Source organism: Sulfitobacter sp. 1A13421 (genome assembly GCF_043557285.1).
Lineage (GTDB): Bacteria > Pseudomonadota > Alphaproteobacteria > Rhodobacterales > Rhodobacteraceae > Sulfitobacter > Sulfitobacter faviae.
This window is the reverse complement of the sequence record NZ_JBIFFQ010000001.1, coordinates 284,446-305,172: the sequence shown is the minus strand read 5'-3', so window position 1 is coordinate 305,172 and position 20,727 is coordinate 284,446. Positions and strand designations below refer to the sequence as shown.

Below are 20,727 nucleotides of genomic sequence, written 5' to 3'. Positions count from 1 at the left end.
ATGAAACAGTACCATGATGCGCTGCGCGAAGTGCTGGAGCAGGGGGTGACCTCGACCGACCGCACGGGAACGGGGACGATCTCTCATTTCGGGATGCAGCAGCGTTACCGGATGGCCGAAGGCTTTCCGCTGGTCACCACGAAAAAGCTGCATCTGAAATCCATCGTGCATGAGCTTTTGTGGTTCCTCGCCGGGGATACGAACATTGCCTATCTCAAGGAAAACGGCGTTCGCATCTGGGACGAATGGGCCGATGAGAACGGTGATCTCGGCCCGGTCTATGGCCACCAGTGGCGGCGTTTTCCGATGGTGGGTGAACCGATGCCCCAGCCCGATGGCACGGTGCTGCATCTGGCCGGGCAGGTGGACCAGATCGCCAAACTGGTCGAGGCGATCCGCAAGACTCCTGACAGCCGCCGCCTGATCGTTTCGGCGTGGAATCCGGGCGAGGTGGACCAGATGGCGCTGCCGCCCTGCCATACGCTTTGGCAGGTGCGTATCGCGGGTGGCAAGCTGCATTTGCAGCTTTACCAGCGCTCGGCGGATATGTTCCTTGGCGTGCCGTTCAACATCGCCTCCTATGCGCTGCTCTTGGAAATGCTGGCCCATGTCACTGGCTATGCGCCGGGTGATTTCGTGCATTCCATGGGTGACGCGCATATCTATTCCAACCATCTGGAGCAGGTGAAGACCCAGCTTGCGCGGACGCCCAAGCCGCTGCCCAAGCTGCGGATCAACCGCGAGGTCAGCTCGATTTTTGATTTCCGCTATGAGGATTTCACGTTTGAGGGTTATGATCCGGACCCCGCGATCAAAGCTCTGGTGGCCGTCTGATGCTGAGCCTGATCGTCGCCCGCGCCCGCAACGGCGCCATTGGCAAGGACGGGGATATCCCTTGGTCGCTGCCCGAAGACTTGAAATTCTTTCAGCGTGAAACAACCGGCGGGGCCATCATCATGGGGCGCCGAACGTGGGAGAGCCTGCCCTTCAAGCCGTTGAAAAACCGGTTGAATTGCGTCGTTTCCAACAGCGAGGTCGAGGGCGTCTATGTGGCGCGCGACCCGCAAGCCGCCTTGGGCTATTGCGCGGCAGAGGGCTATCGCCGGGTCTACGGCATCGGCGGCGAAGGCATCTACCGTGCGCTTTTGCCCCTTGCGGACCGGCTTTTGGTGACCGAAGTGGATGTGGAGATCGACGGCGCCGATGCGTTCTTTCCCGCGTTCGACCCAGACGAATGGATCGAATTGGGCAACCTTTGCCTGCGCACATCCAGTCCGCGTGCCATCGCGCGGGAGTGGCTGCGCCGTTGCTGACCGGCCATTGACATAGGCCGCGCGGCGGGCATCACTGCGGGCCATGTTTGATCTATCCGCACCGCCCGAAGGGTTTGTCGAGAACCCGTTCCCCCATTACGACCGCCTGCTGCGCGACGCCCCGGTGCTGCGCCAGCCTGACGGCTCGGTCCTGATCTGCCGCCATGCGGATCTGAACGCGATCTACCGCGACACCACGCTTTATATCTCGGACAAGAAACTCGCTTTTGCCCCGAAATTCGGCCCCGGCAGCCCCTTGTTCGAACATCACACCACCAGCCTCGTTTTCAATGACCCGCCTTTGCATACCCGCGTGCGGCGGATCATGACCTCGGCCCTTACGCCCAAGGCGCTGGCGCGGATGGAGCCGGGGTTGATCGATACGGTCGACCGGCTGCTTGAGGGGCTGGGCCCCACGCCGGACCTGATCGAGGACTATGCCAGTTGTATTCCGGTGCAGATCATCGGCAATCTGCTGGACGTGCCGATGGAAGAGCGTGGCCCGCTTCGCGATTGGTCGCTGGCAATCCTCGGCGCGCTGGAGCCGACCTTGAGCGATGCAGAACTTGAGGCGGGCCATACCGCGGTGCGCGAGTTCAAAGCCTATCTGCAAGACCTCATCGCGCGGCGCCGGGCCGCACCGGGGGATCCTGAAACCGATGTGTTGACCCGGTTGATCGCGGGGGATGACGGGGGCCAGCTGACCGAGATCGAGTTAATCCAGAACTGTATTTTCATCCTGAACGCGGGCCATGAGACGACGACCAATCTGATCGGCAGCGCCCTTGCGCTGCTGCATGACCATCCCGACCAAAAGGCCCGGCTGCTGGCCGAGCCTGCCCTGATCGGGCCTTGTATCGAAGAGGTGCTGCGCTTCCGCTCGCCCAATCAATTCGGCAACCGGGAAACCACGGCCCCGGTCACCATCGGCGGGGTCGAGATCGCCGCGGGCAGCAACCTGCACCTTTGTATCGGGGCTGCGAACCGAGACCCGGAAGTCTTTGAGAAGCCGAAAAAATTCGATATCGGGCGCAAGCCCAATCGGCATCTGGCCTTTGCCGGTGGCCCGCATGTCTGCGTTGGGCTGACTTTGGCGCGGATGGAAGGGAAGATCGCGCTTCAACGCTTCCTAAATCGCTACCCGGATTATGAAATCGGCGCGGCTCGGCAGGGGGGCGGACGCATCCGCTTTCACGGCTATGCGACGCTCCCGGCGCGGCTGAACTAAAGCGAGCCTGCCATAAAAGACTGGACTAAAAGAAATCGCCCCGGCAATCTTTGTTAATATTATACATAATTACGAGGGTTATCATGCGTGTAATGACAGCTATTGCAGTGGCGGCAGGGCTGCTTTCAGCCGGGCTGGCCAGTCAGGTCTCGGCAGAGCCCAAGGTCTACGCCTATCCCAGTTCCGCAAATTACTGCCCGGCGGGGCTGCAACCGGTGACCCTTGGCGGGGCGATCTGTTGTGGCACGCCGAACCAGACCATGACCTATGCTGCGGTCAAGGCGCACCCCGTGCAGCGCCGTCACCGCGTGGTCACAGCGCGCCGTTCAGCCCGCGTGCCTTGCCCGGTTGGGACCAAGGGCTGTTCGTATAACTGATCTTTCAAGCAACCCCCGGCGCGGGACGCCGGGTGTTTTCTTGCAATATCGTGGCTAGAGCAGCGCGAGGTCGGTGGCCATCTGCCGTCCGTCGCGGCCTTCGGTCAATTCATAGCTGACCTTTTGATCGTCCGCCAAGCCGGTCAGGCCAGACCGTTCGACCGCCGAAATATGAACAAATACATCGTTACCGCCGCTTTCGGGGGCGATGAACCCGTAGCCTTTGGTGGTGTTAAACCATTTCACGGTGCCAGTTGGCATAATCTCCGCGCCTCCTTTGTCTTTGCGTCTCTGCGTCCAGCAGAATGGCGAAAGCGATTGAATTGCGACCCGCCATAATAGAAAGATCGCGCGGACTGGAAAAAAATCAAGCGATCAGCTGCGAGATCCGCAACTGGGCGTGGGATCGCGAGGCTGAGGGAGACGGATGTGCTAATTTATGGGCTGAAAAATTGTGACAGCTGTCGTAAGGCGAAAAAGGCGCTGCCAGAGGCGCAATTGGTCGACGTGCGGGAGGAGGGCGTGCCCACCGCGGTCTTGGAAAAGGCCCATGCGCAGTTTGGTGCGGCCTTGCTCAACACCCGTTCGACCACCTGGCGGGGTTTGGATGACGCGGCCCGCAAGGAAGAGCCGCTGGCCCTGATTAAAGCCCATCCGGCCCTGATGAAGCGGCCCCTGATTGCGGCGGATGATCGGCTGTTTCTGGGGTGGAACAAAGAGATAGAAGCCGACGTTCAAGCGATGCTTTAACCGCGGCCTGCTATCAGCCGGTCCAGTGACAGGGGGCCGGCCCCTTTGATGACGAGCACCAAAAGCAAGAAGATCCAGAGCGCCCGCTGGTCGAGGATATGGGCGTCGGGGAAACGGTCGAACCACGCGCCGAGGGCGCTGCCGTGGCCGTAGAGATCGGTCAGCGATTGCACCACGACAAAGCCTACCATTGCCAGCGCGGCCAGCCGGGTCAGCAGCCCGATGACGATGAGCAGGGGCAGGATGAACTCCGCCACTGTTCCGGCGACGACAACAAGCCAATGAAACAGCCCAAGCGCGTCGCTGTCATAGCCGACCGCCTCGAAAACGCGGGGGAAGATCTGGGCGTAGGCCCCGGTGGAAGGGGTGAAGATGCCCAAAGGGCCGGGGCCGAGTTTGGTTAGACCGGCGTTCAGGAAGTAGACCAGCAACACCGCGGCAAAGAGGAACCGGGCAAGGGTCGGAAGCAGCCAGCCGGCCCGCTCCAGTCGGTCGGCGGTGGTGCGGTAAAGGGGCAGAAATCGGGTCATTGGCTTTCCTCCACGGAAATCGCGCTGAAGACGCCGTGGCTCAGGGCAAAGCCTAGGGCGGCGGCGAGGTCGAACTCAGGTGCGGCACCGACTGTGGCATCATGGGCCGTCCCGAAGGTCCGCCCCTCGGCAAGGTGACCGAGCCATTGCGCCGCGCCGGGCGGTGTCAGATGCGGGGCGGGGTCATAGGCGGGGCGGGTGATCACCACGTCCTGCGCCACGTTGCGCGGCTTGGGCGCGTTATCGTTGAAATTATAGCGCCAGATGTCGAAAAGCGGCCAATCTGATCGCAAAATGCGGGTCGCGGGGGCGAGGGTGAGCTTGGCCCCCATCAGCGCATCGGGAGGGAGCGCCTTGAAGGTCTGCGGAACCAGCGGTGCCGCGTCGGCGGCGTGGTAGGAAGACCGCAGCGCGAGGTCGAGCCTTGCGGCATCGGCGAGATAGCCGATCCTCGCCAGTGGCGCGAAACCTGCGATGAACCCCGGGAAATCCGCGCCATAATGCATCATCAGGGGCGATTTCGGCGGATGCGCCCGGACATAGAGCGGCGCGAGTTCGGCAAAATTGCGGGCACCGATCAGCTTGCGCACCAGCGGAAAGGCCACTTCGAGGGCGGCGATCAGGGAATGGGTGACATTGTTGCGATAGACGCCATAGCGCGCGCCCGCCGGTTGCCCCTTGCCATCGCGCAGCCCCGCGGGGGCGGGGCGTGCGGGATCAAGCAACCCCGCGCGAAAACTGTGCTGGTCGGTCACGCCAGCACCTCGGCGGCGCGATTGGCTTCGGCCCGCAGGACGGGCCAGTCGGGCACGTCATTGTCCCACTCGACCAGTACCGGCTTTGGACCGGTTTGGGCCAGCGTGTAGCTGAGCAAGTCCCAGACCGGATCGACGACCTCTTTGCCATGGCTGTCGATCAACAGTGGCGCGCCGTGATCGTCGGTGTCGTCGTCATGGCCGCCCACATGGATCTCCCCCACATGGTCTGTCGGGAAGGCGTCGATGTAGCCCTGCGGCGATAGCCCGAGGTTGGTGGCTGAAATGAAGACATTGTTGACATCCAGCAAGAGCCCGCAGGAGGTGCGCGCGATGATCTCGGCTAAAAAGTCAGTTTCGGACAAGTCAGATTCTTCGAATGCGAGGTAGCTTGAGGGGTTTTCAAGCAGCATTTGCCGCCCCAAGACCTCTTGCACCTGATTGATATGCGCGGCGACGCGGGTCAGCGTTTCTTCGGTATAGGGCAGGGGGAGGAGGTCGTTGAGATATTCCATCCCATGGGTCGACCACGCCAGATGTTCGGAGAAGGACGCGGGCTGGGTTCGGTCACAGAGGGTCTTGAGCCGCGCGAGGTGGTCTGCGTCGAGGGGGCCTTCGCCGCCGATCGACAGGCCGACGCCATGAACCGACAGGGCGAAACATTCCTGCAAGGCGCGCAGCTGCGCATGGGGGCGGCCACCGTCGCCCATGTAGTTCTCGGCATGCACCTCGATCCAGCGGACCGGGCCGGGATCAGCCATCAAGCCATCAAAGTGCCGGGATCTATATCCGACCCCGGGGGCATTGGGCAGTGTGGTGAGAGGGGGGGTATCGTCGCGCATATCGGCCTCCGGCATGGGGCGGGGCAGGGTCCGGGCGGGTGCCGCCCGGACCGCTTTGATTAAGCGGGCAGGTCGCGGTCGAGCGGTTCCAAAGAGCCGGTCCGCTCGGTCCCGTCGGCCATGGCGGGCAGGTCGATCTCGGTGCAGGTGCCTTCGTCGACGAGGGTCCATGCGTTGCCTTGGTAATCGGTCACGGATGTGCCGGCGCAGGTCGTGCCGGGACCGGCGGCGCAGTCGTTCTCACCAGCCAGCGACACGCCGTAGCATTTCTCTTGCGAGGCGGCGGTTGCGGTGGTGGCGTGGCTGCCGAGTGCGGCGGCGACGGCCCCTACGATGGCGGCGGTCTTGAGTGTGTTGGACATTGTCATTTCCTTCCTGATGGTGTTGACAGGGTTACTAGAGCAGCCCGTTCGCTCACAAGCCAGTCACGAGCGAGTGTGTCACAGTCCCGTCAGAATTCGCGCGGAAAAACGGCGAAAGTTGTAACGATCCCGCGCAGGAAGGGAGGGATTGTTACAAAAACGCTCCGGCAGGTAGGGGGCATATTGCCCGCAAATCCGCCGGAGCGCATGTTTGTTACAGTGCGTTAGCGCAGGTCAGGCGGGGTCGCGTCCTGTGCCAGTTCGGCGGTGAGTGCGTCGAGCGGCTGTACGGATGTCTGCTTTTGCCCCAGACGCCGGACCGAGACCGTGCGCTCTTCGACTTCGCGCGCGCCCACGGCGAGGATCACCGGCACCTTGCCCAGCGAATGCTCGCGGACCTTGTAGTTGATCTTCTCGTTGCGCATGTCCGCCTCGGCGCGGACGCCGGCGGCCCTCAGCGTTTCCACGACCTCGGCCACATAGTCATCGGCCTCGGAGGTGATGGAGGCCACGACCACCTGCCTCGGCGCGATCCAGAAGGGCAGCTTGCCGGCGTGTTCCTCGATCAGGATGCCGATGAAGCGCTCGAAACTGCCCAGGGTGGCGCGGTGCAGCATCACGGGGCGATGCTTATTGCCGTCCTGCCCGATGAAGCTCGCCTCCAGCCGTTCGGGCAGGTTCGCGTCGACTTGCAGGGTGCCGCATTGCCAGTTGCGCCCGATGGCGTCGGTCAGGGTGAACTCCAGCTTCGGGCCGTAGAAGGCGCCTTCGCCCTCCAGCACCTCGAAGTCATAGCCCGCGGCCTTGCAGGCATCGCCAAGCGCCTGTTCCATGTGGTCCCAGGTCTCGTCCGAGCCGATCCGCTTTTCGGGGCGGGTGGAGAGTTTGATGGTCCAGTTATGGAAGCCGAGGTCGGCATAGACCTTGGACAGGAAGGCAATGAATTTCGCGGTTTCCGAGGTGATCTGATCCTCGGCGCAGAAGATATGGCCGTCGTCTTGGGTAAAGCCGCGCACCCGCATGATGCCGTGCAACGCGCCCGAAGGCTCGTAGCGCGCGCAAGAGCCGAACTCGGCCATGCGCAGCGGCAGGTCGCGGTAGGATTTGAGACCTTGGTTGAAGACCTGAACGTGGCAGGGGCAGTTCATCGGCTTGAGCGCATTCACCGCCTTTTCGCGGGCATGGTCCTCGTCGACTTCGACGATGAACATGTTCTCTTGATACTTGTCCCAGTGGCCGGATTTTTCCCACAGCTTGCGGTCCACGACCTGCGGGGTGTTCACCTCGACATAGCCGTCGCGGTCCTGCATCCGCCGCATGTAATCTTGCAGGGTGGTGTAGATGCGCCAGCCGTTGGGGTGCCAGAAGACCTGACCGGGTGCCTCTTCCTGCATGTGGAACAGGCCCATCTCCTTGCCCAGCTTGCGGTGGTCGCGTTTGGCGGCCTCCTCCAGCATGTTGAGGTGGGCGCGCAGTTTCTCCTTGCCGGTGAAGGCCACGCCGTAGATGCGCTGCAACATGGCGCGGTCACTGTCGCCGCGCCAATAGGCACCGGCGATGGACATCAGCTTGAAGGCATCGCCCGGCACTTGGCCGGTGTGTTGCAGATGCGGCCCACGGCAGAGGTCTTGCCAATCGCCATGCCAATACATGCGCAGCGGCTCATCCCCGGGGATCGCGTTGATCAGCTCGACCTTATAGGGCTCGTTCAGGTCCTCGTAATGTTTGATCGCGCGGGCGCGGTCCCAGACCTCGGTGCGGACGGGGTCACGCTTGTTGATGATCTCTTTCATCTTCTTTTCGATCGCGCCGAGGTCTTCGGGGGTAAAGGGCTCTTTGCGGTCGAAGTCGTAATACCAGCCGTCCTTGATCACCGGGCCGATGGTGACCTTGGTGTCGGGCCAGATTTCCTGCACGGCGCGGGCCATGATGTGCGCAAGGTCGTGGCGCACCAGCTCGTTGGCCTGTTCCTCGTCGGCCATGGTGTGGATGGCGATGCTGGCGTCGGTTTCGATCGGCCAAGCCAGATCGTAATGCGCGCCGTTCACGGTGGCACTGATGGCCTTTTTGCCGAGCGATTTAGAGATATCGGCAGCCACTTCACCAGCGGTGATCCCGGCGTCGTACTGCCGGCTGTTGCCATCGGGAAGGGTTAGGGAGATTTGGGCCATCTTGGGCGCTCCTCGTCGGTTTGGCGCCTACGAGACGCCCGGTTGCGGGTTATGTGTTGGGCCTATGTGGCGGGGCGGGCGCGGCTTGTCAATGCAAGCGGGGCCGCTTCGGGAAAGTTGCGGCAGGGCGATGGCGCGCTATGTCAGGCGGGCAACAGTGAGGATCGGTCAGATGCAAGACGACACGGCGCAGCGCGCATTCGAGACAATTTCGGGGGCGGACGACCCGGCACCGGGGTTGGACGACAAGGCGCAAAGGGCCGAGGCGCGCAACGGGCTGCGCCATATCGTGTCGCTGTCAATGACCAAAGTGGCCGATGGTCTGATCGACCCGAAACTGGTCTTAGCATGGCTGTTGAGCGCCCTCGGCGCGCCTGCGGTTTTCGCGGGCGCCTTGGTGCCGATCCGCGAGGCCGGGTCGCTTTTGCCGCAGATCGCGCTGGCGGGCGTGGTGCAGCGCATGGCGCGGCGAAAATGGGCTTGGGTCTGGGGCTCGGTCGGGCAGGGCGTGGCGGCGGGGCTGATCGCCCTTGCTGCGCTCAGCCTTAAGGGGGCCATGGCGGGCTATGCGGTTTGCGCCGCGCTGGCGCTGCTCGCCGTTTGCCGCGCGGCCTGTTCGGTGTCGTTCAAGGAAATTCTGGGCAAGACCGTGGGCAAGACCCGGCGCGGATCGGTGACAGGTTTGGCGGGGTCGGTCTCCTCGGTCGGGGTGGTGATCTTTGCCGGGCTTTTGATGTCGGGGCTGTTTCAAAGCCGGGGCGTTGTCGTGGCAGCCATCGCGCTGGCGGCGGCGCTATGGATCGGCGCGGCGCTGTTGTTCTCGACGATCATGGAAGCGCCGAGCGAGACCGAAGAGGCCGATGGCGTGGATTTCAAACTGCTGCGCGGCAACCACGATCTGTGGCTCTTCATTCTAGTGCGCGGGCTTCTGGTCTCGACCGCGCTCGCGCCGCCCTATTTGGTGGTGCTTGCCGGTTCGTCAGAGAGCGGGCAGTTGGGGCAATTGGGGGCCTTGGTGCTGGCCTCGGCGCTGGCGTCTTTGGTCAGCTCCTACGTCTGGGGGCGGCTGTCGGATATGTCGAGCCGCCGGGTGCTGATGCTGACCGGCATCGTTGGCGCAGTGGCGATGGCGCTGGCGGTGGGGCTGTGGTTCCTTGGTCTGGCGCAGGCGGTCTGGGCGATGCCCGCCGTGCTCTTCATCCTGATGATCGCCTATCACGGCGTGCGGCAGGGGCGGTCGACCTATCTGGTCGACATGGCCCCGAAAGACCAGCGCGCCGCCTATGCGGCGGTGAGCAATACAGTGATCGGGCTGCTCTTGCTGCTGGCGGGCGTGCTGGGCGGCGGGGCTGCGCTGATCGGGGCGCAAGCAACGCTGATGCTTTTTGCCGTCATGGCGCTGGCCGCCGCCGTGTTGGCCCATTGGCTGCCGGAGGTTGAGCATCTGGCCGAGGACTGACTTGCCCTCATCCGCCGCGATGCCCATGATTGGACGAACGACGGAGGCAGCATGGCAGACAGCAAATTCATCGACACGCCGCAGGGGCGGCGCATCGCCTATCACAAGACCGAAGGGGCGGGGCCCTGCGTGGTGTTTCTGGGCGGGCTGAAGTCCGACATGATGGGGACCAAGGCGGTCTATCTCGAAGACTGGGCGCGGGCCGAGGGGCGCGCCTTTCTGCGCTTCGACTATTCGGGCCATGGGGAATCGTCGGGCCTATTTACCGAAGGGTGCATCGGCGATTGGCACGAAGACACGCTGGCCGCAGTCGCGGCGCTGACCGAGGGGCCGCTGATCGTCGTCGGCTCCTCGATGGGCGGCTGGCAGGCGCTGCTCTTGGCGCGGCATCTGCCCGAGCGGGTCGCCGGGCTGGTCGGCATCGCCGCGGCCCCCGATTTCACCGAAGATGGCTATTGGGCGAATTTCACCGAGGCGCAGAAACAGTCGTTGGAAGAGGTCGGGCAGGTCGAATTGCCGTCGGACTATATGGAGCCCTACATCATCACCCGCCGGATGATCGAGGACGGGCGCAAGCGGTTGGTGCTGCGCGATCCGCTGAACCTGCCGTTCCCGGTGCGCCTGTTGCAGGGCACGGCGGACACCGCCGTCAGCACGGCCACGGCGGTGCGGCTGTTGGAGCATGCGCAAAGCCCCGACATGCAACTGACGCTGGTCGAGGATGCCGATCACCGGTTCTCGGACGCGCGCTGTCTGGCGATGATCGTGGAGGCGATCAACGCGGTCTCCGGCGACGCGGGGTGACCAAGGGCTGACCAAGGGCGCGGGCATGGAACCGCCGACGCGCCTGCGCCCCGCTGTCCCCCGAAACCGCCCATGCTAAGAGACTGCCAAACCCAAGGGGGACGGCATGAAACCACGTCATTTCAACCGCATACCGCACCGGAGCCTGGCCAATGGCTGAGCCGATCGTTCTGCTGCCCGGCATGATGTGCGACGCGCGTGTCTTCACGCCGCAGATTCAAGCGCTCTCGCCGCGCGGGACCGTGGTGCTGGCCCCGATCACCCAAGGCGAACGGATCGAAGAGATCGCCTCGGGCCTGTTGGATCAACTGCCGCCGCGTTTCGCGCTGGTGGGGCAGGGCATGGGCGGTGTGGTGGCGCTGGAACTGCTGCGCCGCGCGCCCGACCGGATCAGCCGCATCGCCCTGCTGGCGACCCATGTGCTGGCCGAACTGCCCGCCATTGCCGCGGACCGTGAACCGCAGATCATCATGGCGCAGTCGGGCAAGCTGGGGGAGGCGATGCAGGCGCGGATGGCCAATGGTTTCCTCGCCCCCGGCAAGGGGCGGGGGGAGGTGCTGACCCGCGCGATGGAGATGGCCGAGACGCTGGGCGGCGATGTCTTCGTCCGCCAATCCCGCGCGTTGCAACGGCGGCGCGATCAACAGGCGGTGCTGCGCAAATGCAAGGTGCCCGCGCTGGTGCTTTGTGGGGAGCATGACACGCTCTGCCCGGTCAAACGCCATGCCTTCATGGCCGAGATGATCCCCTATGCCAAGCTGACGGTGCTCGAAGACGCGGGCCATCTGCCCAGCCTAGAGCAGCCAGAGGCGACCACCGCCGCGCTGCGCGACTGGCTGCATCAACCTCTGGTGCTGCAATAGGGCAGCGGGTCAGGCCGCTGCCGGTTTATCGCTCTTCTTGGCCTCGGGTTTCTGAGAGGCAGGCTTTTGCGGGCCGGGAGTTTGGGGCGCAGGGTTCTGCGGCGCAGGCGTGCCGTTGTTCGCGTCGATAAAGTCGAGCACCAAGGGCCGGATGTTGTTGCGCCAGCTTTTGCCCGCGAAGATCCCGTAATGGCCCGCGCCCTGCTCAAGATGGCTGGCCTTCTTGGCATCCGGCAGTCCAGTCAGCAGATCAAGAGCGGCGATGCACTGGCCGGGGGCCGAAATGTCGTCCTTGCTGCCCTCGACCGTTTTGACGGCGACGGTGGTGATCTTGCCGATGTCGACCTGACGGCCCGCCACGGTGAAGACGTTGCGCGCGATCTCGCGCTCTTTGAAAATGCGTTGCACGGTTGACAGGTAGAACTCCGCCGGCATGTCCATCACGGCGAGGTATTCGTCGTAGAACTTGTTGTGCTTGTCATGCTCATGCGCCGTCTTTTGCGCCACGCGGGTGATCTGATTGGCAAAGGCATCGCGGTGAGTGTCATTGTTCATCGAGATGAAAGAGGTAAGCTGCAACAGCCCCGGATAGACCTTGCGCCCCACGCCCGCGTATTTGAAGCCGACCTGCTGGATCATCATCTGCTCAAGCTGGCCCATGGTCACGCTATGGCCGAAATCCGTCACGTCTGTGGGCGCGGCATCGGGGTCGATCGGCCCGCCGATCAGCGTCAGCGTGCGCGGCTGCGCTTCGGGCGCTTCCTCGGCCAGATAGGCGGTGGCGGCCAGCGTCAGCGGCGCAGGCTGGCAGACCGCGATCACATGGGTGTCGGGGCCAAGGTGATGCATGAAATCAACGAGGTAGAGCGTATAATCCTCGATGTCGAACTTGCCCGCACTAACTGGAATATCACGCGCATTGTGCCAGTCCGTCACATAGACGTCGCAATCAGGCAGCAGGGAGATCACAGTGGAACGGAGCAGCGTGGCGTAATGACCCGACATCGGCGCGACCAAAAGAACCTTGCGGCCCGTCTCTTCGCGGCCTTGGACCGAGAATTTCAGCAAATCGCCAAAGGGCCGTTCCATCACCGGCTCGATGCTGACCAGACAGTCCTGCCCCTTGGGGCCGACCACCGGGGGGATGTCCCAATCGGGTTTCACGACCATGCGGGCAAAGGTCCGCTCCGTCACCTCACCCCAAGCGGCGAGCCATTCCATCGCAGGGTTTGGAAACAGAGAGAAAGCCGGGTAGGATGCCATAGCAAGCGCAGACGCGCCGAGCCATTGATTGGTGTTCCGGATGGACTCCATCATGTCGTAGGTGGCCATATAGCGCATGTGGGGGCTCCTTTATGCTGCACCTGCGAAGATAGGAGGTAAGGGTTAAGATGACAACAGAATCCGAGAATCCGGAGATTGCCGAGCCTCAAGCCCTGTCTCGTATGGCGCAAAACTTGAAAAAGGTTGAAGAATTAAGCCAGCGCCTGACCCGTGTGATGGCGCAGCGCGAGGGCCATCAGCCCGCGCTCGATGGTCCGAACCAACAGCTTTTTGCCAAGGCGGCACAGTCTTACTGGGCCGAAGCGATGACCAATCCGGCCCGTTTGATGGAGCATCAGATGGGCTATTGGACCAAATCGGTCGCCCATTTCGTCGAGGCGCAGCAGGCGCTGGCCAAGGGCGGTTTGGCCCCGGTTGAAGAGGACGCGCCGACCGACAAACGTTTCGCCAATCCGCTGTGGCAGACGCATCCCTATTTCAACTTCATCAAACAGCAGTATCTGATCAACGCCGAGGCGCTGCGCCAAGCGGTCGAAGATGCCCAAGACATGGACCCGGCCGAGAAAAAGCGGCTGGTCTATTTCAGCCAGCAGATCATCGCGATGATGTCCCCGACCAACTTCCTCGCCACCAATCCCGATGTGTTGGAACGCGCGGTGGAGACCGAGGGCGAAAGCCTCGTGAAAGGTCTGGAGAACCTGATCGCGGATCTGGAGGCCAATAACGGCGAGCTGGTCGTGAAACTGGCGGATGACAGCGCCTTTGAGCTGGGTCGCAACATCGCCACCACGCCGGGCAAGGTGGTGTTTCGCAACCGCATGTTCGAGTTGATCCAATACTCCCCCAGCACCAAAGAGGTCCATAAAACCCCGCTGTTGATTTTCCCGCCGTGGATCAACAAGTTCTACATTCTCGACCTCAAGGCGCAGAACAGCCTCGTCAAATGGCTGGTCGATCAGGGGCACACGCTGTTCATCGTCTCATGGGTGAACCCCGATGCCAGCTATGCCCAGATCGGCATGGAGGATTACGTCGAAGAAGGCTACCTCGCCGCGATTGAAGAGGTGAAGGCGATCACTCAGGAAAAGCGCCTCAACGTGGTGGGCTATTGCATCGCCGGCACCACGCTGGCGCTGACCCTGTCGCTGTTGAAAAAACGTGGCGATAGCTCGATCAAATCCGCCACCTTCTTCACCGCGCTCACCGATTTCTCGGATCAAGGAGAGTTTCAGCCCTTCCTCACCAATGACTTCATCGACGGGATCGAGGCCGAGACGGCGGATAAAGGCATTCTGCCCTCGGTCGTCATGGCGCGCACCTTTTCATTCCTGCGGTCCAACGATCTGGTCTATGGCCCTGCCGTGCGCAGCTACATGATGGGCGAGACACCCCCGGCCTTTGACCTGCTCTATTGGAACGGCGACGGGGCCAATCTGCCGGGGCAGATGGCAATGCAATACCTGCGCGGCCTGTGCCAACGAAACGAATTGGCCGAGGGCGGTTTCAAACTGCTCGGAGAGCGGCTGACGCTGGATGATATCGAGGTGCCGCTCTGCGCCGTGGCCTGTGAGACGGATCACATCGCGCCGTGGAAAGACTGCTACCGCGGGGTGCAGCAGATGGGCTCGAAGGACAAGACCTTCATCATGGCGCAATCGGGCCATATCGCGGGCATCGTCAATCCACCCAATCGGAAGAAATACGGCCACTATGTGAACGGCGATCTCACGCAGGACTACGCCGCATGGCGCGAGGCCGCCGCCTTTCACGAAGGGTCTTGGTGGCCACGGTGGGGCAAATGGCTCGCCAAACGGGCAGGGGCAATGATTCCCGCACGGTTTCCCGGCGACGATGGGCGCGAGATTCTCGCTGATGCCCCGGGCAGTTATGTGACCCGCAAGGCAAACGACTGATTACCTTAGGTAATCCAAACACCCTTCGGGATCATGCTGCAATGCAGAAAAAACCTTGAAATGCTGCGCTGCGGCATCTATGTTGTGGTCAGACGCGAAACGGACGGGTCTCCCCGCTCCCTTGCCACAGTAGCATTAAAAGGATTGAGACATGACCAAGACACCTGACATGACCGCGATGTTCAAAGACGTTCTGGGCGCTTTCCCGGTGGATAACGCCGCCATGCAAGACGCATTCAAAAACACCGCCACCCTGAACGAGAAACTCTCCGGCGTTGCCTTCGACGCGGCTGAAAAATCCGCCGATATCTCCACCGCCTGGACCAAAGAGACGCTGGCCCGCCTGACCGAGATGACCAAGGTCAAAGCCGAGCCCACAGACTATGCCAAAGCGATGACCGATTTCGCCTCCGCCTCCGCCGAATCCGCGGCCGAGCATATGGCCGCCTTTGCCGAGATCGCGAAAAAGGTTCAGATGGACACCGTCGAGCTGATGATGTCGGCTGGTAAAGACCTGCAAAGCGACGCCAAAGCCGCGACCACCGAAGGCGTGGCCACCGCACAGGCGGCCGCCAAGAAAGCGACTGTGAAGTAAATCTGACGCTGGGCTTTCCAGCGCCAGGGGATGCTTAAAGAAAGGGCAGGTCCAGACAGGCCTGCCCTTTTGTCATGCGCTCTTTCTATTTGCCGATCGCTGTCCTAAGCTGCGATGCAGCACCATTGGTCGGGAGTAACATCATGGCGGACAAACCGAAGCCCTTGCTGATAAAACGCTATGCCAGCCGCAGGCTCTACAACACCGAAACAAGCGATTACGTCACGCTGGAAGATATCGCCGGTTTCATCCGCGACGGGCGCGAGGTTCAGATCGTCGATCTGAAATCCGGCGATGACCTGACACGGCAATATCTGTTGCAAATCATCGCCGAACACGAAAGCCGGGGCGAGGCCGTCTTGCCGGTCGATGTGCTGACCGATCTGGTGCGCAGCTATATGTCGGGCAATGTCTCGGTGGTGCCGCAGTTCCTGCAGGCCTCCTTCGACATGCTGCGCGATGGCCAGTCCAAGGCGATCGAAAACATGAGCGCGATGAACCCGATGGCCAAGATGCCGGGCATGGAAGCGATGCAGGCGCAGCAAGAAGCCTTCATGAAGGCGATGACCGGCGGCTGGGCCAAATCCACCACGCCAGAGCCGCCCAAACAGCAGGCCGAACAGGGCGACGATCTGGACGCGATCAAAAAGCAGTTGGCAGAGTTGCAGGACAAACTGTCAAAGCTGAACTAACCCCAGAAGACGCGGGCGTCGCGCGCCCGCCTCAGGCTGCCTGCGCCTCGGCCACATCCCTCAGCGCGCCCAAAATCACATCCGCCACGGCGTCGATCTCCTCCAGCGTCAAGTGCACCGGCAGCCGCACGTCGCAGGCCCGCATCAGCATGGCGCGGGTGCGCGGCAGCTCGGGCAGGTCTTCGATAAATTGCCAGTTCCAAAAAGCGCGGGCGTTGTCGGTGCTCTGGCCAAAGACCTGCACCTTTACCCCCGCCACTTCCGCCGCCGTTGCGAAAGCGCGGATGCTGGCGTCAGAGAGGCCCACCAGATTGAACTGGATCGAATCCGGCGCGCGGGTCTCACCGGGCAGGGGGCTCGGCACCTCGATCAAGGGGGAGGCCGCCAGCCGCGCCGCCATGTGATCGTGATTGCGCAGCCCATCGGCCACCCGGCGCGGCAAATGCGGCAATTGCGGCCGGATGATCGCAGCCGAAAGGTTGGACATGCGCAGATTGTACAGCGGCAGCCGGTTCTGCCACTTGGCAAAACTGTCTTGCAGGGCCGCGTGTTTCTTCCAATTATGCTCATAAGCGCCCGACATGATGATCGCCCGCGCCACCAGATCGGCGTCATCGGTGATCAGGATGCCGCCTTCGCCTGCGTTAATCATCTTGTAGGACTGGAAGGAAAAACAGCCGATCTTGCCAATCGTCCCGATTTTCCGCCCCCGCCAAAGCGTGCCCAGCGAATGGGCCGCGTCTTCGATCACCGGCACGCCAGCGGCCTCGCAAAGCCCCATGATCGCATCCATATCCGAAGTATGCCCCCGCATATGGCTGATGATCACCGCCCGAACGCCCGGCAGTTTGGCGGCGAAATCCTCCAAATCCACACGGTAATTCTCGCCCACCTCACAAAGCACCGGCTTGCAGCCCGCGTGGATCACCGCAGAAGGCACAGCAGCAAAGGTGAAACCGGGGATCAACACCGGCGCCCCATCCGGCAGGTCCAAAGCAAGCAAGGATAGAAACAGCGCGGCCGAGCAGGAGGACACGGCCAGCGCATATTCACTGCCCATCATCTGCGCAAATTCGACCTCCAACAGGGAAACAGGCGCGTCCTTGGCCGCAGTATAGCGAAAAAGATCGCCACTTTGCAAAAGCACCGCAATGGCGGCCTCCGCTTCGGCAGGGATCGGTTCGGCACGGTGCATGTCGGGCAAAGCCATATTTCAAAATCCTGAATAATGATTTCCAGAATAGTAAAACAAACGCCTACGCAAACCAAGGGGGGATGCCCCCACAATGGGCCACCCCCTCTTCCCCTTCATCCTTTCCTAAATACCCTCGGGGGAATCGCGCCAAAGGCGCGATGGGGGCAGAGCCCCCGCACTCCACCACCAGCCAAACCCGCGCGACCGCTCAGAGCGAAGTCAAAGCCCCAACCGATCCCGCGTCGCATACCAAAGCATCGCAAGCACCAAAAGCGGGCTCCGCAGAGAGGCCCCGCCGGGGAAAGCCTGCGTCGGGATCGCGGCCATCGCGTCGAAACCCGCGGCATCGCCTTCGATCGCCTTGGCCATCAGATAGCCCGCATGGGTCGCGGTCCCAACCCCGTGACCGGAATAGCCCGAGGCCGAGAGGATGTTCGGCGCGAGCCGGGCCACATAGGGCAGGCGCTTCATCGTGATGCCAAGAGTGCCGCCCCAAGCGTAGTCGATCTTAACGTCCTTCAACTGCGGAAAGACCTGCGACATCGGTTTGCGAACCTTGGCGGCGATGTCCTGCGGGAAGCGATAGCCATAGCTCTCGCCGCCGCCAAACAGCAGCCGTCCGTCGTGCGACAGTCGGAAATAGTTTACCACAAAGCGGCTGTCGGCCACGGCCACGTCGCGGGGCAGCACGTCTTTCACGCGCGCGCCCAAGGGTTCGGTCGCGGCGATGAAATTGTTGATCGGCATGACCTTGGCGGCCACGTCGCCGTTGAGCTTGCCCAGATAGCCGTTGCAGGCCAGCACCACATGATCGGCGCTGACGCTGCCGGTGGCGGTTTGCACCAGCGCCTTGCTGCCTTCGACGATGTTCTCGGCGGGGCTTGTCTCATGAATGCGCACGCCTGCGGCGACAGCGGCGCGGGCAAGGCCGAGGGCGTAGTTCAGCGGATGCAGATGCGCGGCCCCCATGTCGAGCACGCCGCCCTTGTAGTCGGGCGAGGGGCAGACCGACTGCAGCGCGGCGTGATCCAACACTTCGATCTGGTCATAGCCATAGCGCTTTTGCAAATGCTCTGCATAATCATGCAGATGCCGCACATCAGATGTGGTGGAGCCGGTCCAAGCCACGCCGGGCTTCAGGTGACAGTCGATCTCATGTTTCGCGATGAGGGATTTGACCAGTTCCTTGGCGTCTTCGCCCATCTGCCACAGCTTGGCGGCATGGTCTTCGCCCAGCATCTTTTCGAGGCCATCCTGCTCTACCCGCTGGCCCGAGCCCAATTGCCCGCCATTGCGGCCCGAGGCGCCGAAGCCGACGCGCTGCGCGTCCAAAAGCACCACGTCGTAACCTGCCTCGGCCAGATGCAGTGCGGCGGAAAGCCCGGTGTAGCCGCCGCCAACGACACAGACATCGGCCTTTGTATCGCCCTGAAGCGGCGGGTAGGCCGCGTGTTTCGTGGCGGTGGCGGCGTACCAGCTGGTGGGGTACTGGCCGGGCGTGTCATTGGCGTAGAGCAGGTTCATCGGGCCTCCGGGCTTCAGACGTTCATCAGCAGATGTTCACGTTCCCAAGGCGAGATGACCTGTAGGAACTCCTCATATTCCGCTCGCTTCACAATGGAATAGACGCGGGCGAAATCCGGGCCCAAAGCCTCGTGCAACTCTGTCGCCTCCTCGAAAAGGTCGAGCGCTTGGCCCAGAACCTGCGGAATATCCCCTTCGCCGACATAGGCATCGCCCTTGAATTCGGGCAGCGGGTCTTTCTGCTGGATCAGCCCCAGATAGCCGCAGGCAAGGCTGGCGGCGATGCCGAGGTAGGGGTTGCAGTCCATCCCGGCGAGACGGTTTTCCACCCGGCGCGACTTTGGCCCCGAGAGCGGCACGCGAATGCCCGTGGTGCGGTTGTCACGTCCCCATTCAAGGTTGATCGGCGCGGCGTGATCCTTGACGTAGCGACGGTAGGAATTGACGTAGGGCGCGATCACGGCCAGCGCGCTTGGCATGTGGTTTTGCAAACCGGCGATGAAATGGCGGAAGGGGGCGGTCTCTTCCCCTTCGGCATCGACAAAGATGTTCTCGCCGGTTTTCACATCCAGCACCGAATGGTGGATATGCATGGCGCTGCCCGGTTCATCGGCGATGGGTTTGGCCATGAAGGTGGCGTAGCATTCATGCCGCATCGCCGCTTCGCGGATCAGCCGTTTGAAATAGAACACCTCATCGGCCAGCCGCACCGGATCCCCATGTTGCAGGTTGATCTCAAGCTGGCCCGCGCCGCCCTCTTGGGTGATGCCGTCGATCTCGAAACCCTGCGCCTCGGCAAAGTCGTAGATGTCGTCGATCACGGGGCCGAATTCATCCACCGCGGTCATCGAATAGGCCTGCCGCGCCGCCGCCGGGCGGCCCGAACGGCCCATCATGGGCAGGATTTCCTTGGCCGGGTCGATGTTGCGGGCCACAAGGAAAAACTCCATCTCGGGGGCCACGACCGGCTCCCAGCCCTTGTCGCGGTAAAGTTGCACCACGCGTTTGAGCACATTGCGCGGCGAATAGGCCACCGGCTTGTCGTTGCGGTCATAGGCGTCGTGGATGACCTGAAGCGTCCAATCGCCGGTCCAAGGAGCGGCGGTGGCCGTCTCCATATCCGGGCGCAGGATCATGTCTTTTTCGATGAAACCGTCATCGCCCGCCGCTTCGCCCCATTCGCCGGTGATGGTCTGGTAAAAGATGCTGTCGGGCAGGTGGAAATACTCTTGCCGCGCGAATTTCGACGCCGGGACGGCCTTGCCCCGGGCGATGCCGGGCAGGTCGGGGATGATACATTCCACTTCGTCCAGACGCCGGCCCTCAAGATAGGCCCGCGCCGCTTCGGGTAGTGCTTCTGTCCAATCCTCGGCCATCAGGCCCTCTCTTTCCTGTTGTCTTTAAAGAATGCGGCCATTTGGTCCGCGATTTTTTGGTTGTCGATGGGGCCGCCCAAGGCGGCTGTCGCCTGTTCCAGCAGATGCTCGGGCACCACGCCCTTGCCACGGGTTTTGATCAAGCCATCGATGAAGTCATGGCCGAACTCGGGGTGCGGCTGCACTGTCCAGATGCGGTCGTCATAGGCCAGCGCCGCATAGGCGCAAAAGTCCGATGAGGCGACGACGCGGGCCCCTTCGGGCAGTTCCACAATCTGATCCTGATGCCATGCATTCAGCGCCAGTTTGTCACCGTCCATATCGTATTCGGTGCGACCAATGGACCAGCCATTGGTGAATTTCTCGACCTTCCCGCCAAGCGCTTGCGCGATGATCTGGTGTCCGAAACAGACGCCGATCATGGGGCGGCCATCGGCATAGGTCTGGCGGATGAACTCCTCAAGCGGGGGGATCCAATCGTGATCCTCATAGGCGCCATGTTTCGATCCGGTGATGAGCCAGCCGTCGGCCTCTGTCACGCTGTCAGGCAGGATGCCATCGACGACCGACCAGATTTGAAAGTCAAACCCTTGGCCATCCAGCAGTTTGGTGAACATCTCCCCGTAGTCGCCGAGCTGTTCGCGGAAGTCGTCGGGGGAGTGGCCGGTTTGCAGAATGCCGATTTTCATGTGTC

General features: G+C 62.3%; 22 protein-coding genes. 11 read left to right on the top strand and 11 right to left on the bottom strand.

Features of this window, described 5'->3' with window-relative positions:
* The 4 genes from ACGYLI_RS01480 to ACGYLI_RS01465 all read left to right on the top strand — a co-directional run bounded on the left by ACGYLI_RS01480 (position 1) and on the right by ACGYLI_RS01465 (position 2,918).
* On the top strand, positions 1–834 hold the full coding sequence (locus ACGYLI_RS01480; protein WP_394416565.1) for a thymidylate synthase: 834 nt from the start codon (positions 1–3) through the stop codon (positions 832–834).
* The gene (locus ACGYLI_RS01475; RefSeq protein WP_394416563.1) at positions 834–1,313 is read left to right on the top strand and encodes a dihydrofolate reductase; all 480 of its coding nucleotides are present in this window, start codon (positions 834–836) and stop codon (positions 1,311–1,313) included. The genes ACGYLI_RS01480 and ACGYLI_RS01475 overlap by 1 nt, the downstream gene beginning before the upstream one ends.
* 43 nt (positions 1,314–1,356) lie before the next feature.
* Positions 1,357–2,541 (top strand): cytochrome P450, encoded by a 1,185-nt coding sequence (locus ACGYLI_RS01470; protein ID WP_394416561.1) that lies wholly within the window; start codon positions 1,357–1,359, stop codon positions 2,539–2,541.
* A gap of 92 nt (positions 2,542–2,633) precedes the next feature.
* Positions 2,634–2,918, top strand: coding sequence for a hypothetical protein (locus ACGYLI_RS01465; RefSeq protein ID WP_394416559.1), 285 nt, complete (start codon positions 2,634–2,636; stop codon positions 2,916–2,918).
* Between the two features lie 54 nt (positions 2,919–2,972).
* On the opposite strand, the gene ACGYLI_RS01460 is transcribed toward ACGYLI_RS01465, so the two are convergent.
* Positions 2,973–3,179: a cold-shock protein gene (locus tag ACGYLI_RS01460; protein ID WP_067262111.1), complete on the bottom strand. Its 207-nt coding sequence runs from the start codon at positions 3,177–3,179 to the stop codon at positions 2,973–2,975.
* Between the two features lie 168 nt (positions 3,180–3,347).
* On the opposite strand from ACGYLI_RS01460, the gene ACGYLI_RS01455 reads away from it, so the two are divergent.
* Positions 3,348–3,668, top strand: a complete 321-nt coding sequence (locus tag ACGYLI_RS01455) for an ArsC/Spx/MgsR family protein (protein ID WP_394416557.1) — start codon at positions 3,348–3,350, stop codon at positions 3,666–3,668.
* Here the strand turns inward: ACGYLI_RS01455 and ACGYLI_RS01450 are convergent.
* The 5 genes from ACGYLI_RS01450 to thrS all read right to left on the bottom strand — a co-directional run bounded on the left by ACGYLI_RS01450 (position 3,665) and on the right by thrS (position 8,328).
* Positions 3,665–4,198 (bottom strand): DoxX family protein, encoded by a 534-nt coding sequence (locus tag ACGYLI_RS01450; protein ID WP_394416555.1) that lies wholly within the window; start codon positions 4,196–4,198, stop codon positions 3,665–3,667. The two genes, ACGYLI_RS01455 and ACGYLI_RS01450, sit on opposite strands and share 4 nt — an antisense overlap.
* A complete protein-coding gene (locus ACGYLI_RS01445) occupies positions 4,195–4,953 on the bottom strand; it encodes a putative DNA-binding domain-containing protein (RefSeq protein ID WP_394416553.1) in 759 nt (252 codons plus the stop codon). Before ACGYLI_RS01445 ends, ACGYLI_RS01450 begins: the two co-directional genes overlap by 4 nt.
* Complete coding sequence (locus ACGYLI_RS01440) at positions 4,950–5,795, bottom strand: DUF692 domain-containing protein (protein ID WP_394416551.1); 846 nt, start codon at positions 5,793–5,795, stop codon at positions 4,950–4,952. Before ACGYLI_RS01440 ends, ACGYLI_RS01445 begins: the two co-directional genes overlap by 4 nt.
* Before the next feature lie 59 nt (positions 5,796–5,854).
* Positions 5,855–6,157: a DUF2282 domain-containing protein gene (locus ACGYLI_RS01435; RefSeq protein ID WP_394416549.1), complete on the bottom strand. Its 303-nt coding sequence runs from the start codon at positions 6,155–6,157 to the stop codon at positions 5,855–5,857.
* Positions 6,158–6,381: 224 nt separating this feature from the next.
* Entirely contained in the window at positions 6,382–8,328 is a 1,947-nt protein-coding gene (gene thrS / locus ACGYLI_RS01430) for a threonine--tRNA ligase (protein ID WP_394416547.1), read from the bottom strand.
* A gap of 172 nt (positions 8,329–8,500) precedes the next feature.
* Between thrS and ACGYLI_RS01425 the strand changes: the two genes are divergently transcribed.
* From ACGYLI_RS01425 to ACGYLI_RS01415, 3 genes are all read left to right on the top strand, one after another.
* On the top strand, positions 8,501–9,787 hold the full coding sequence (locus ACGYLI_RS01425; protein WP_394416545.1) for an MFS transporter: 1,287 nt from the start codon (positions 8,501–8,503) through the stop codon (positions 9,785–9,787).
* Positions 9,788–9,838: 51 nt separating this feature from the next.
* Complete coding sequence (locus ACGYLI_RS01420) at positions 9,839–10,591, top strand: alpha/beta hydrolase (protein WP_394416543.1); 753 nt, start codon at positions 9,839–9,841, stop codon at positions 10,589–10,591.
* A 152-nt stretch (positions 10,592–10,743) separates the two neighbouring features.
* Positions 10,744–11,454, top strand: coding sequence for an alpha/beta fold hydrolase (locus tag ACGYLI_RS01415; RefSeq protein ID WP_271693275.1), 711 nt, complete (start codon positions 10,744–10,746; stop codon positions 11,452–11,454).
* A gap of 9 nt (positions 11,455–11,463) precedes the next feature.
* Here ACGYLI_RS01415 and phaZ read toward each other — a convergent pair whose 3' ends face one another.
* Positions 11,464–12,795, bottom strand: a complete 1,332-nt coding sequence (gene phaZ / locus ACGYLI_RS01410; protein WP_394416541.1) for a polyhydroxyalkanoate depolymerase — start codon at positions 12,793–12,795, stop codon at positions 11,464–11,466.
* Between the two features lie 50 nt (positions 12,796–12,845).
* On the opposite strand from phaZ, the gene ACGYLI_RS01405 reads away from it, so the two are divergent.
* From ACGYLI_RS01405 to phaR, 3 genes are all read left to right on the top strand, one after another.
* Positions 12,846–14,651, top strand: a complete 1,806-nt coding sequence (locus ACGYLI_RS01405) for a PHA/PHB synthase family protein (protein WP_394416539.1) — start codon at positions 12,846–12,848, stop codon at positions 14,649–14,651.
* Between the two features lie 151 nt (positions 14,652–14,802).
* Positions 14,803–15,246: a phasin family protein gene (locus ACGYLI_RS01400; RefSeq protein WP_067260985.1), complete on the top strand. Its 444-nt coding sequence runs from the start codon at positions 14,803–14,805 to the stop codon at positions 15,244–15,246.
* Positions 15,247–15,389: 143 nt separating this feature from the next.
* Positions 15,390–15,938 carry a polyhydroxyalkanoate synthesis repressor PhaR gene (phaR, locus tag ACGYLI_RS01395; RefSeq protein ID WP_271687875.1) on the top strand — a complete coding sequence of 183 codons (549 nt, stop codon included), beginning with the start codon at positions 15,390–15,392 and terminating at the stop codon, positions 15,936–15,938.
* A 31-nt stretch (positions 15,939–15,969) separates the two neighbouring features.
* Here the strand turns inward: phaR and ACGYLI_RS01390 are convergent, their stop codons facing one another.
* From ACGYLI_RS01390 to ACGYLI_RS01375, 4 genes are all read right to left on the bottom strand, one after another.
* On the bottom strand, positions 15,970–17,148 hold the full coding sequence (locus tag ACGYLI_RS01390) for a DegT/DnrJ/EryC1/StrS family aminotransferase (protein ID WP_394416537.1): 1,179 nt from the start codon (positions 17,146–17,148) through the stop codon (positions 15,970–15,972).
* Between the two features lie 204 nt (positions 17,149–17,352).
* Complete coding sequence (locus ACGYLI_RS01385; protein WP_394416535.1) at positions 17,353–18,657, bottom strand: NAD(P)/FAD-dependent oxidoreductase; 1,305 nt, start codon at positions 18,655–18,657, stop codon at positions 17,353–17,355.
* Between the two features lie 14 nt (positions 18,658–18,671).
* Positions 18,672–20,033, bottom strand: coding sequence for a glutamine synthetase family protein (locus ACGYLI_RS01380; protein ID WP_394416533.1), 1,362 nt, complete (start codon positions 20,031–20,033; stop codon positions 18,672–18,674).
* Positions 20,033–20,722: a type 1 glutamine amidotransferase gene (locus ACGYLI_RS01375; RefSeq protein WP_394416531.1), complete on the bottom strand. Its 690-nt coding sequence runs from the start codon at positions 20,720–20,722 to the stop codon at positions 20,033–20,035. Before ACGYLI_RS01375 ends, ACGYLI_RS01380 begins: the two co-directional genes overlap by 1 nt.
* Positions 20,723–20,727 lie beyond the last annotated feature (5 nt).